The 11,511-nt window shown below is 44.7% G+C and carries 15 protein-coding genes; 3 read left to right on the forward strand and 12 right to left on the reverse strand.

The window, feature by feature from the left end:
• From AC5V8P_RS17805 to AC5V8P_RS17850, 10 genes are all read right to left on the reverse strand, one after another.
• Positions 1 to 806, reverse strand: an 806-nt coding sequence (locus AC5V8P_RS17805; RefSeq protein WP_495473753.1) for an SPFH domain-containing protein, incomplete at its 3' end; no start/stop codon positions are given.
• A 202-nt stretch (positions 807 to 1,008) separates the two neighbouring features.
• Positions 1,009 to 1,677, reverse strand: a complete 669-nt coding sequence (locus AC5V8P_RS17810) for an HD domain-containing protein (RefSeq protein WP_064795347.1) — start codon at positions 1,675 to 1,677, stop codon at positions 1,009 to 1,011.
• A gap of 29 nt (positions 1,678 to 1,706) precedes the next feature.
• The gene (locus AC5V8P_RS17815; RefSeq protein ID WP_155762503.1) at positions 1,707 to 2,450 is read right to left on the reverse strand and encodes a HEAT repeat domain-containing protein; all 744 of its coding nucleotides are present in this window, start codon (positions 2,448 to 2,450) and stop codon (positions 1,707 to 1,709) included.
• A gap of 221 nt (positions 2,451 to 2,671) precedes the next feature.
• Positions 2,672 to 3,706 carry an NAD(P)/FAD-dependent oxidoreductase gene (locus AC5V8P_RS17820; protein ID WP_064795348.1) on the reverse strand — a complete coding sequence of 345 codons (1,035 nt, stop codon included), beginning with the start codon at positions 3,704 to 3,706 and terminating at the stop codon, positions 2,672 to 2,674.
• A gap of 153 nt (positions 3,707 to 3,859) precedes the next feature.
• Complete coding sequence (locus AC5V8P_RS17825) at positions 3,860 to 4,027, reverse strand: hypothetical protein (RefSeq protein WP_231116700.1); 168 nt, start codon at positions 4,025 to 4,027, stop codon at positions 3,860 to 3,862.
• Between the two features lie 30 nt (positions 4,028 to 4,057).
• A complete protein-coding gene (locus tag AC5V8P_RS17830) occupies positions 4,058 to 4,507 on the reverse strand; it encodes a hypothetical protein (protein WP_063209977.1) in 450 nt (149 codons plus the stop codon).
• Between the two features lie 25 nt (positions 4,508 to 4,532).
• Positions 4,533 to 5,054, reverse strand: coding sequence for a GNAT family N-acetyltransferase (locus AC5V8P_RS17835; RefSeq protein ID WP_063209978.1), 522 nt, complete (start codon positions 5,052 to 5,054; stop codon positions 4,533 to 4,535).
• Between the two features lie 54 nt (positions 5,055 to 5,108).
• Positions 5,109 to 5,600: an 8-oxo-dGTP diphosphatase gene (locus AC5V8P_RS17840; RefSeq protein ID WP_063209979.1), complete on the reverse strand. Its 492-nt coding sequence runs from the start codon at positions 5,598 to 5,600 to the stop codon at positions 5,109 to 5,111.
• 80 nt (positions 5,601 to 5,680) lie between these two features.
• The gene (locus tag AC5V8P_RS17845) at positions 5,681 to 6,142 is read right to left on the reverse strand and encodes a hypothetical protein (RefSeq protein ID WP_064795349.1); all 462 of its coding nucleotides are present in this window, start codon (positions 6,140 to 6,142) and stop codon (positions 5,681 to 5,683) included.
• A gap of 11 nt (positions 6,143 to 6,153) precedes the next feature.
• Positions 6,154 to 6,582 (reverse strand): GNAT family N-acetyltransferase, encoded by a 429-nt coding sequence (locus AC5V8P_RS17850; RefSeq protein ID WP_064795350.1) that lies wholly within the window; start codon positions 6,580 to 6,582, stop codon positions 6,154 to 6,156.
• 389 nt (positions 6,583 to 6,971) lie between these two features.
• Here AC5V8P_RS17850 and AC5V8P_RS17855 point away from each other — a divergent pair, with 389 nt between their 5' ends.
• The 3 genes from AC5V8P_RS17855 to AC5V8P_RS17865 are packed head-to-tail and all read left to right on the forward strand — an operon-like array spanning position 6,972 to position 8,305.
• The gene (locus AC5V8P_RS17855) at positions 6,972 to 7,547 is read left to right on the forward strand and encodes a class I SAM-dependent methyltransferase (protein WP_064795351.1); all 576 of its coding nucleotides are present in this window, start codon (positions 6,972 to 6,974) and stop codon (positions 7,545 to 7,547) included.
• 15 nt (positions 7,548 to 7,562) lie between these two features.
• Entirely contained in the window at positions 7,563 to 8,168 is a 606-nt protein-coding gene (locus AC5V8P_RS17860) for a DedA family protein (RefSeq protein WP_064795352.1), read from the forward strand.
• A gap of 47 nt (positions 8,169 to 8,215) precedes the next feature.
• Complete coding sequence (locus tag AC5V8P_RS17865) at positions 8,216 to 8,305, forward strand: putative holin-like toxin (protein ID WP_007429455.1); 90 nt, start codon at positions 8,216 to 8,218, stop codon at positions 8,303 to 8,305.
• 203 nt (positions 8,306 to 8,508) lie between these two features.
• Here the strand turns inward: AC5V8P_RS17865 and AC5V8P_RS17870 are convergent, their stop codons facing one another.
• Complete coding sequence (locus AC5V8P_RS17870) at positions 8,509 to 9,819, reverse strand: alkaline phosphatase (RefSeq protein WP_064795353.1); 1,311 nt, start codon at positions 9,817 to 9,819, stop codon at positions 8,509 to 8,511.
• A gap of 186 nt (positions 9,820 to 10,005) precedes the next feature.
• Positions 10,006 to 11,511, reverse strand: a 1,506-nt coding sequence (locus AC5V8P_RS17875; RefSeq protein ID WP_495473754.1) for a B12-binding domain-containing radical SAM protein, incomplete at its 5' end; no start/stop codon positions are given.

Genomic DNA, 11,511 nt, shown 5'->3' on the forward strand with positions numbered 1-11,511 from the left:
TCGGCCTTTTTATTCGTTACGGTCAGCTCAATCAGTTCGCGCTTTTTCTCCTCCAACGCCGTGTCAAACCGCAACTGCTCCTCCTTCATCTCACTTTGCTTTTGCTTTACGGAACGCTCGGCATCGAGTTGGGTTTCGCGAATCTGTCTTTTTTTCGTCTCCACCGCAATTTCCGTATTCAGCTCATTTTCCTTCACACGCCGCTCCTGCTCAATGGATGCGTTACGGCGCTCATACAAAGCTTGATCCGCATTGCGAAGAATTTCCTCCCTCGCCTGTGCTTCCAGTGCTCTCATCGTCTCCTTATTTGGTAAAATCGCCAAAATGGACAGCCCCATGACCTCAATACCCAGTTTCTCCATTTCAGTATGCTGAGCAATATCCTTCGTCATGTTTTGAGCCAGACGTTCACTGGACTGAACAGCTTCTTTGAGTGGGACACGTTCCAAATACTTTTTGGTAAGCACCTTGGCGATATTTATCACCCGTTGGGCCAGTTTGCTTGGATCATCCGAAATATAGCGTCGCTCCTTTAAATCATACGTGTAGTTTAAAATCTGCGTCGTTCTGCGGTAATCCACAATTCGATAAGTCAGTTGCCCCTGCACTGTCACCGCTTGGAAATCATTCGTCATATCCTCAAACATGAACGGCACATCAATGGAAGAGATCGGTACGACGACAACCGAGGTAGTCGGGGCGTAGTAATAAAAAGATAATCCAACTCCCTCTCGAACCACCTTCCCATTCTTCACCTTCATGACATACTCACTGGGCTGAAATTTAACAAAATTAAATCCAAACATCGTCGTTTCCCCGCTTTCTTTATTGTGTTCGGCGCCTTGTTACTTCTTGATTGTTATTATCAAATTGTTGTTAACAATAAAATAGCACATATAAACAATAATATCAATATGACATTTATAAAAAAACTAAAGGCCGCTTCCCCTCCGATTTGCTCGGTTAGAGGAAACAGCCTCAGATTAGGAAGCATCAGCTTCCCTTTTTCTATCGGATATCACTCACATTCCATTCTCTATAGAACTGCTCCAGATACATTTCCATCCATTGATGGCGGACCTCTGCCAGCTCTCGGGCATAAGCAGTATTCATTAAATCCTTGAGTTTGAGCAGCTTTTCGTAAAAATGGTAAATGGCACTTTTACCTGCGGCGCGATAATCATACTGTGAATAGTCTTGATCCGGTTCATGCATGACACTGCCTTTTGAGCCTGCATACATAAAGGTTCTTGCAATCCCAATCGCCCCCAGTGCATCCAACCGATCTGCATCCTGTACAACCTGACCTTCCAGCGTCTCCATAGGCGGGTTTTGCCCACCATTGTAGGACATTGTAGCAATGATGGTCATCACGTGTGTGATCACATCCGGATCGTTTACATGCAGATGCAGCCACTGCTCCACTTTATCCAGCCCCGCTTGTTTGGATTCATTTAATTTTTCATCCGCTACATCATGCAGCAGTGCTGCCAGTTCACATATGAACGGATCTGCACCTTCTTTTGCAGCAATTTCAATAGACAGCTTCCTCACGCGATCAATATGCCACCAATCGTGACCACTGTGGTCATGCTCCAACTGCTGCTGTACATACGGCTCTACCTTTTGGATGATTTCTACCATTATCGCTTCCTGTTGCTCTGTTCGTCTCTTCATAAGTCACCTTTCAATCCCGTCCATATGTGCTATGTGAGGTTGGTTTGTTTTTTTATACGCATGTCCATTTGCTTAGCACGAATCATCGAGAGCGCCTTACGGGCTTCCAGCTTCCCATTCGGGCTTCCATGCTTCACTACCTCTTTTAATAATTCGGTCGCTGGTTCATACCCATGATGTCCCGAAAGCATACATGCACGTTCCTGTACATACATATCTTCATCATCCACATAGGAAAGCAATGAATCCACCTCACTGACAGGTGTAATTGCCATTAAGCTGTAAAGAAGCTGGCATCTCACATCATCCTCCATAGATGAATCCTTTTCCAATATAGCCTGTAATTCATTCTTACATCGAATATCTTCTGTTAGTTGTTTGGCACTTATGTCCCCACCAGATGGGTAATCCTTGTGCAGCTGGTCCCAATCCTGCACTGGATTTTGCCCCAACTCTGCAATTAGCGAAGCCGCATTTCGATACACTGGCGACAAATCCGTTTCCTCGTGATTGATATAACACAGTCTATATGCCAACGGCCCCTCTACATATAGACCTACATAATTAGAATGATCATCCGTCCATAGAGGGACGATATGTTTGAACACCTCGATCTGCGCCATCCACTCGATACTCTCGGCAAGCTCCTGCTCACTCAATAATCGTAGCTGAACTTTCCGCCCTTCCTGCTTCTTACGATGGATTAATAAAGCTTCCAGCATATCATCAGGCAGATAAATCGCGTGCTGTTCAAGCACCTCTCGTAAGCTCATTTTTTCACGCTCCTTATCTTTTCCACTCCAATTCTACTCTTTAAGTCCAAAAAGGACAGGCTCTCTTTATTTTATGCTATATGCGTATGGCATCAACCTCTAGCATCAGAAATCAGTAACCTAGCAAAAAAAGAACCTCCTCAACCACATCAATCGTGGTCAACGGAAGTTCTTTGGAAATTTCTGTATTGACTCTTCTCTATTCAACTGGTGTATCTTATCTACTCCACAACACCCAACTCGCGGTTTTTTTCCTTGAAACGGCTATTGTGAGAAGATACATATGCAGCTTTGTCAGCTGTCGGATCAATGTACAGCTTGGCGCTGTTGAGGGCCAAGGCAGCATCTGTGAACGTACCTGCAATCAGATACAGCTTGCTTCCGTACTCGACAAAATCGCCTGCAGCAAAAATCCCTGGTAGATTCGTTTCCAGCTTGTCACTCACCCGGGCATGCCACTCTCCCATATCCAGTCCCCAATCACGCAGGGGACCGAAATCGGATTTTAGGCCGTGATTTACGATAACTGCATCAACATTCAGCAGCTCTGTTTCGCCCGTATCTACATGATTGATCGTCACCTGCTCAATCGTCTCTCCGTTGTTGCTATGTAACTGGCTTACTGCATAAGGTGTGAGAACACGAACCGAAGAGGATTTCATACGGGCTACATTTTTCTCATGTCCACCAAAATGATCCCGACGATGTACAACTGTCACACTCGCTGCAATAGATTCCAGCTCATTCGCCCAATCTACCGCCGAGTTGCCTCCACCGGAAATCAGGACATGCTTGTCCCGGAACGGCTCCAGTTCTTGTACGGTGTAGTGCAGGTTTGTAACCTCGTAACGGTCGGCACCTTCAATCTCCAGTTTAGCCATTTTGAGAATACCATAACCTACGGCCAAAACGATCGTACGCGTCCAGTGCTGTTCCCCTGTGGCAGAAGTCAGCAGGAACGTACCATCTTCTTGCCGATCCATACCCGTAATCTGTTGCCCCAATACAATGGTTGGCTCGAACGTCCGTGCCTGCTGCTCCAGCTGGTCGATTAGCTTTTCACATAAAATCGGGGTCACCCCTCCAACATCCCATATCATCTTCTCCGGGTATATGCGCATCCGTCCGCCCAGCTCATGCTTGGCTTCGATCAGTTTGGTTTTCATATCTCTCATGCCACTGTAAAACGCAGTATACATACCGGCTGGACCGCCGCCGATGATCGTTACATCATATAATTCCAAGGACCCTGTCACTCTGCAACTCTCCCTATCGTAACGTAATATGTCTGCTTCCATTATAAGTGATAATAATTATCAATATCAATTAAGAAATAAAACATATCTGTGACAGAGGTGTTCATGACTATTGAATTACACTTTATATAGTTATCTGACTACTGCTTTTCGTTAATCTTGTGTATTAGGCAAGGATTGCTGCACTATGGCACGCAATGCTTTTTCATTCAGTCCGGTTTGCACAAATTGAAAACGGTGACCTGCCAGTCTCTGAACTCGATCTATGATCTGCCCCAGATGATAAGCTGTATGCTCCACCACATGGTAAACATCATACAAATTTATATGCTCATTTCCTCCTCTATCTTTTCAGGTGTATTTTTTAAAAAAGTCACTCCCGTGGATTATCCAATATTGTTCAGCAGGAGGGACTTCTTTCAGGAAGTTTTGATATTCTCCTTTCCACCCTACCGGGACATAGTGTTCGAAAGAAGCCGGCTCTGGAAATAGCGAGTAGAGAACTTTTTGGTCAAAATCAACATACAAAGCAGGATAGAACTCCAACACTTCATCCTTATGCTGGATTGCATCATCTAGCACCTGGAGCACTGTAGTGAGCTCTCCCGCAGCCACCTTATATTCACGGATGTGATTCAAAAATGCTCCCGCTGTGGTTTCATCTAGAATATCGATACCAAACCGTTCCTCCATCTCGGTATTCAAAAACCAATACTCTCTTTCCGTCACATACCAATTCCATTGTCCCTGAAAAATGACACCGACAATAATATTTTGTGCATATTCAGGCCATATTTTCATGAGCTTTTGTGTTCCCCTCCCTCACTTACAGCTCGATCCAAAACCGGTTTACACGGTTTCCATCTTCCTCTATGTAATCCTTGTCTGGTGTTCCGCCGTTTCGCAGAATCGTTCTTTTGGAACTGATATTATCGGAGTCGCATACGACGAGGGCTCTGGAAACACCCAACTCTTTTGCTTTGCCCAATGCCAGACTCAGCATAGTCACAGCGTACCTGTTCCCTCGTGCAGAAGGACGGATACCATAACCAATATGTCCCCCAGCATTTAACAGATGCTCGTTAAGATCATGACGGATATTCACTGCTCCGACGATCTGGTTATCTGCATCCATCAGCCAGTATGTCGAACTTTTAACCCAGCCTTCAGACAAGCCAATTCCATTTTTCTGTTGATTTAAAAACGTCAGCATACCTTCAAAATCATACGGTTCTATAGAAATCACCCAAGGCACCATTTGCTCCTGGCTTTTTTTCCATTCCTCATAAAATGAAAGATAAGCATCCTTCCAGCGCCGATCCGGCTCAACCAATCTTACAGTCTGCATCCCGCTCACGACCTCCTCTTTAAGCGCTCCATATATCTCTAATGGTCGTCATCTCTACACCCCATAGTTCTTAGTCGTTGCTTCCAGGGTTTCATCCGTCTCCGCCAGCCACACGGAACTAACCTCAAACGTCCCCGGCTCGAAAAACAATGGGAATCTCCGCTTAAACCAATCCTGCATCGGCAAATTTAGTGCTTCCTTCATATCCACCCACAGCAGATCTCCCTCAGGAGGGTTCTTTAATAGTTCACCTTCCGTTGCCGTCGCCAAATAGTTAAAGACCATATATCTCAGCCCTTGGTTTGGATCACAATATTCGTCAATGCCTTTAAATACAATTTCCGTAACGGTTAAGCCTGTTTCCTCCTTTACTTCACGAATAGCCCCGTTCACAATGCTCTCTGGAAACTCTACTTTTCCTCCTGGAGCAATATATCCCGGAAATCCCTTTCGATTCGGTCTATTCATAAGCAATACCTTGGTTCCGTCTTGAATCATGCACATGGTATAAATTTTGTGTTCCACTTCCATAGCCAATCTGATCATACCTTTCTTATTCACAATTCTCTAATCTAGCTTTTATCTTTCACACCGACATATTGTGATTAAAATCCCCCATAGAACGATCATAGTCCCTCGTCAAACAACTGTAGACCTATGATTGCAAAGGCGACGCCGTCGCCCACCTTAACGTTGACATCACCATTCATTTCTTCCGAATCTAAAACAAACGTAGCATCTCCTGCAACAATCTCCAAACATTCTATCCCGCCTGCCTCGCCGTGCATCACCTGTTGTACCATTCCTTGGATCCAATAGTCACCTAGCTTTGGTTGAGTGCGAACAATGCCTGTCTTTTCAGTAGGGCGCAGTCTTCTGAACCCTTTTATACTGGATTGATAAATCTCAACCGAAATGACACAGCCAGGAGTCAACTTGTCCAAGCTTTGTTTATACGGAACAACATACGCATATCCCGAGGTCAACTCACACCAAAAAAAAGCCCAGTAGCCGTATACCTTTTCCTCGCCAATTCTACGAATGACGATCTTTTCATCTTTATATACTTCGTTGATCCGTACGCGCATATTCGGAGTCCTCAGTAGATATTTTTCTTATAATAATAGTGTTTAAAGCCTCTAGGAGCCTCATCGATAACACCGACTACTTCATACCCATGTTTCTCATAGAATTCAGGCGCTTGAAAAGAAAAGGTATTTAGTTGTATAAAATTACATCCTTTATCACTAGCCATCTGTTCGATTTCGCCAAGCAGTTGCGAACCGTAGCCCTTTCCTCTATGGCCCTCATCTACCCACAATATATCAACCTCCACCCAGTTCCAACATAATACACTTAAAAGTCCACCGATAACCTGGCCTTCTCCATTTTTGAGCGTAAAATTAATCTCTTCATATTGAGTTTGAATATCTGCCGGGACGTATTTTGCATTAAACTCAATCAGCTTATTTCTGACGAAACGAGCTTCATCCCTACTACTTCGACTCACTTGAGGTTCCAGCGTCATGGCATAAATCCTCCAAATTAGAATGTTTACTAATACTTACTGATTCCATCTATAAAACTAGAGTTAGAAACCTTTCATCTTCCCACTGTTATTTATTGTATATACTTTTTTATGTTTAGTCACATGATTCATTATGAACTGATATAAACGCAAAAGCAGGCTCTCTATGAAACTAAGAGCCTGCATCCCCCCGGCGTACACTGAATGAATATGGACTGACCCATACCGAACTTCTTCTCTTTATCCTAGACCATAGTCAAGGAAAGTACCCTCCGCAGGACGGGGAGCTGAGCCCTACTCTAGACAGGAGCAAGTCAAGGGATAATTTGTTACTCTTAGCAGAGATCATTGAACGTGTTTTTAAAAAATTGAAGGTAGGGGAAAGGTGTATGATCCGTATTAGTCAATTGGTTCAGGAAAGATTCATGTTCCTGCTCAAATTTTTGTATTCGCCTGCATATGTGGGTAGCGTAACACCCAGTTCCAGATTTTTAGCTAAAAATATGATAGAATCCATTCCATGGAGTGAAGTTCATGCCGTGGCTGAGCTTGGGGCTGGCACAGGGGCCATTACCCAATACATCCCGTCTACGACAACAATTCAACCTAAGGTTTTGCTCTTTGAGAAGGACCCGACCATGCAGCAAAGCTTAAAAAAAAGGTTCCCGAATTATCTATGCTATTCCGACTCGCGTGAGCTTCAGCTTGCTATGAAAAATGCTCAAGTTGAACAGCTTGACTGTATAATCAGCGGACTGCCGTTCTTTAACTTTCCACAAGTGATGCGAGATCAAATCGTAGAACAAATTCATCTATCACTGCGGGATGGAGGAATGTTTGTCGCCTTTCAATATTCTAAACAGATGAAACAGCAGCTAGGTGAATGGTTTGATATTGAAGAAATCAAGTTTGTACCTATGAATGTTCCACCCGCATTCGTCTATGTATGCCGAAAGAAAGCTTAAGGAAGGAGTATGGGTATGGATGTTGAATATTTAATTTCCATCATCGAACAGTATGGTTATGCAGCATTATTCTTCTGTCTATGGCTGGGAATTGTGGGCCTGCCCATTCCAGACGAAGTCATAGTGATGACTGGCGGGGCCGTAACAAGCATGGGGATCCTTCATCCGTTACCTGCTTTTTTTATTGTATATCTTGGGGTTGTATCTGGTCTGTCCTTGGGTTATGTGTTGGGGAGAAACCTGGGTACACCCATTTTGGATCGTTTGCGTCGGAAGAAAAAAATGGACAAGTACATTACATTTTCAGAAAATTTAGTACATAAGTATGGAAAATTCACTATATGTATCAGCTATTTGCTGCCGGTCGTTCGCCACATTGTCCCTTATATTGTGGGGATCAATAGGATGAGTTTCAAGCGTTATGCCCTCTTTTCTTATTCAACGGGCTTGGTTTGGACGCTGATCTTCTTTTTGCTTGGACGTCTCTTTGGCGATCATGTACAAGCAGCGGGAGATTTGATTCATCGTTATGGCATGCAGATGGCATTGCTTGTCACCGTGCTGGTAATCATATTTTTGATAATGAAATTTGTATGGGGGAAGAAAACAACAGAGGAGTAAGGTATAGCCTTAGATGGGCGGTCGGCTAGTCTCCTGCAAAGGAGGTGATGCCTGTGGAGGTTAAAGATACGCTGATGTTGATGATTCAATTTGCAACGTTGGTGATCTTGATTATTTCCTTCAACAAAAAGAAATAGACCGCCCTCTGGAAAAGGTTAGCGGTCTATTTCACTAATCCAACCCTACAGCCACCGCCCTTATAAGCAGCTGTTGCCAAAGAGTAAGGATGTTGGTAGCATCCTTACTCTTTTTTAGTATATACCTATTGGCTATAGTTTATCACAAGAAAAACCATATTGCCAATATGGAAAAGCCTTTTAAGGGCGGCCTTCACATCACGTTACTTCTTTAATTGAAGCAGCTTGACCAGCTTGTCATGAATGGCCGTATTCGAGTAATTTCCACTAAATTGCGAGGAGCCTGGACCCATGGCAGTCAATGCCACATCTATTCCAGTGTGTCCTTTGGTCGTCCAATCAATATAGAATGTTTCGTTCGTGCCATGAATGGTGAAAGGACCGTCTTCATTAGTTGTACCATCGTCGGCTTCATCTTTCGCATCCTTACCTTCAATCGCCAAACCGCCTGTTTCATGGTCTGCCGTCACTAATACCAAGGTATCCGGATGCGCTTTGGCATAGTCCTTAGCTACTTTGACAGCCTTATCCAGCTGTTGCCCGGCTTTAATGGTTAATTCACCTTCATTATCATGCGCCATCTCATCCGTTCCTTCTTCCTCTACCATCAGGAAAAAGCCTTTTTTGTTTTTGGATAGAACATCAAGCGCTTTAGCTGTCATGTCTGGCAAAGAAACCGTTGGGTTGTAAGAATTGCCTAGTTTATTGTGAGCTTGAAACATTTCTTCATTGGCGAACAGCCCTAGCAGTTTAGAGCCTTTGGCTGCTTTCATTTCCGCCTGATCTGTCACATAGCTATAACCCAACTTCTTTGCTTGCTCCACCAAATTTCCTTGCGTCCCTTTACTAGCTTCCTCAGGATCTTCTGCCGGTGCATCCGGGTGTTTACCTGCTGTTCCTGCAGGGTACCAGAAATCCTCGCCCCCGCCCAGAATCACGTCCAGTTTGCTTTTCTCAAGATACTGCTTGGCAATCTCGCTTTGCGCAGAGCGTTTTTCGACATGCGCACCAAAGGCCGCTCCCGTTGCATCAGTCACTTGGCTTGTCGTCACCACTCCTGTAGACATACCTGCTTTTTTAGCCAGCTCCATAATGGTGGTGACTGGTTTTTTATTCAAATCCACCCCGATCGCGCCGTTATACGTTTTGACACCTGTTGCAATGGCCGTCGCAGCGGCAGCAGAATCTGTAACTAGGTTGTCCCCTGAACTTGTGCTAACTAGACCCGTTACAGGCATTTTGTCCATTTCAAGTAATCCCGACTTTCCAACCGTTGCCAGGCGAATCGCGTTGCGACTGGCTTCTCCCATACCATCACCAATAAAGAGGATGACGTTTTTAGGAGTATCCGCTTTAACTGATGCAGACTTCTGTGCCTTGGACTCTGTTACAGGGGACTTCGTAGAAGTCGAGGCTGCAAAAGCTTTAGGGATATCGGCAGATAATAAGGGTACAGTCAAAACGGTAACAGCACTTAATGCAAGGATACTCTTTTTCATGGAACGCTTTTTCACAAGGTCACACTCCAATAAATTTAATATTTCATATATGATAAGTTCATCATATATTTGTTTTGTAAAAAAACGTAAAGCAATAGATTTTATGAATGTAAAAATTGGAGTGGTCGCCTATTTTTTTATAACACATAAAAAAGGCATCGACTTGGGTATACCAAAAGTCAATGCCTGCTGGCGTTTATATTAAATGGCGGCGATATTTTTGCCGATGGGCATGGTGTAGTACAACGGTTTTTGCTGTCCATTCTGCTGGTAGACTACAAGCAGCAGTGTGCGGCCTTCGGCTGTTAACGGGCTACCGCCACTCAGGATATGATCCAGACTGAACGGCAGCACATCAAGTACAGCGTGCTTTTGCAGTTCCTTTTCACCCAGCTTCAAGGAAGCAAAGGCTGGGATCATCTCGCGGTATGGCTGCGGCTGTTGGCTAGCCACATCCGTTTCACCCACGCTTTCCTTACCCACATCTGCCACCGTAGGTGACAGCAGCGCATCCGGATGCTGAAGAACCATTTTCATATAGCTGGACCAATCGTCTTTCTCCAAGGTATGTTCCCACCAGATTTTACGCGGCTTATATTTATGGTTTAGGAAATAATCGAGCTTCATCAGTCCAAGCACCATATCCATTCGCTGGGTTCCTCGCGATTCTAGAAAAGACTGGAGACGCGTAAATAAGTCTTCGAGCTGATGTCCGATTTTCTGCCAGCCCTGTCCTTCCCAGTAGTCTCCGAATTCCTGAAAGAAGTCAAAGGCGGACGAGAATTCACGCTCAATCAGGTAGTTCACCGTATGGTCCATGCGATGAGAATTCCAGTATTTTTCCAATACGTCTTCCAAGCGTTTGAGCCGTACGATATCGGCAAAGGAAAGGACGTCATTGCTCAACATTTCATACGGCGCAACATCCATATACGTATAGTTGTATTTATCGGCGTCAAGCCGCAAACCTGTACCACGCAGCATTTTGAGGAAGCCAAGCTGAAGCTCTTCTGGTCCGAGCGCAAAAACGTCATTAAACGTTTTACGGAATGTGTTGTAGTCCTCCAATGGCAATCCGGCGATCAGATCCAGATGCTGGTCGATTTTGCCGCTTTGCTTGACCTTTGTAACGGTGCGGGAAAGCTTGGTAAAGTTCTGGCGGCGCTTAACCAGCTCATTGGTGGGATCATTCGTTGACTGGACACCGATCTCAAAGCGAAACACTCCCGGTGGCGCGTTCTCCGCCAAGTAATCCAATACCTCGGGACGCATAATATCTGCTGTAATTTCAAACTGGAAAACACAACCACGATGATTTTCAATCAAAAACTTGAACATTTCCAGCGCATAATCGCGTTTGATATTGAATGTTCGGTCCACAAATTTAATCAATTTGGCCCCGTTGTCTATCAGGTACAGAATATCCGACTTGGTGCGCTCGATATCGTAATAACGCACCCCGACCTCAATGCTGGACAGACAAAATTGGCAGCTGAACGGACAGCCCCGGCTCGTTTCAAAATAAACAACCCTTTTCCCAAGTTCGGGGATATCCTCCGCAAAACGATAGGGCGACGGGAGCTCGTTCAAGTCCGCTTTTGGACGACCGGGCATGATAATGACCTCTTCGCCTTTACGGTAAGCCAGTCCATATACAAAATGGAACTTGCGATCCCCCTCCAGCTCCTGCAGTAGTTGATGGAAGGT

Source organism: Paenibacillus sp. N119s (assembly GCF_059447605.1).

Bases quoted from the DNA above. Each gene is read 5' to 3' on its own strand.
- AC5V8P_RS17855 (WP_064795351.1), top strand. From the start codon at position 6,972: ATGATCCGTATTAGTCAATTGGTTCAGGAAAGATTCATGTTCCTGCTC.
- AC5V8P_RS17830 (WP_063209977.1), bottom strand. From the start codon at position 4,507: ATGAAAATATGGCCTGAATATGCACAAAATATTATTGTCGGTGTCATT.
- AC5V8P_RS17865 (WP_007429455.1), top strand. From the start codon at position 8,216: ATGCCTGTGGAGGTTAAAGATACGCTGATGTTGATGATTCAATTTGCA.
- AC5V8P_RS17810 (WP_064795347.1), bottom strand. From the start codon at position 1,677: ATGAAGAGACGAACAGAGCAACAGGAAGCGATAATGGTAGAAATCATC.
- AC5V8P_RS17850 (WP_064795350.1), bottom strand. From the start codon at position 6,582: ATGACGCTGGAACCTCAAGTGAGTCGAAGTAGTAGGGATGAAGCTCGT.
- AC5V8P_RS17860 (WP_064795352.1), top strand. From the start codon at position 7,563: ATGGATGTTGAATATTTAATTTCCATCATCGAACAGTATGGTTATGCA.
- AC5V8P_RS17835 (WP_063209978.1), bottom strand. From the start codon at position 5,054: ATGCAGACTGTAAGATTGGTTGAGCCGGATCGGCGCTGGAAGGATGCT.
- AC5V8P_RS17815 (WP_155762503.1), bottom strand. From the start codon at position 2,450: ATGAGCTTACGAGAGGTGCTTGAACAGCACGCGATTTATCTGCCTGAT.
- AC5V8P_RS17845 (WP_064795349.1), bottom strand. From the start codon at position 6,142: ATGCGCGTACGGATCAACGAAGTATATAAAGATGAAAAGATCGTCATT.
- AC5V8P_RS17840 (WP_063209979.1), bottom strand. From the start codon at position 5,600: ATGATCAGATTGGCTATGGAAGTGGAACACAAAATTTATACCATGTGC.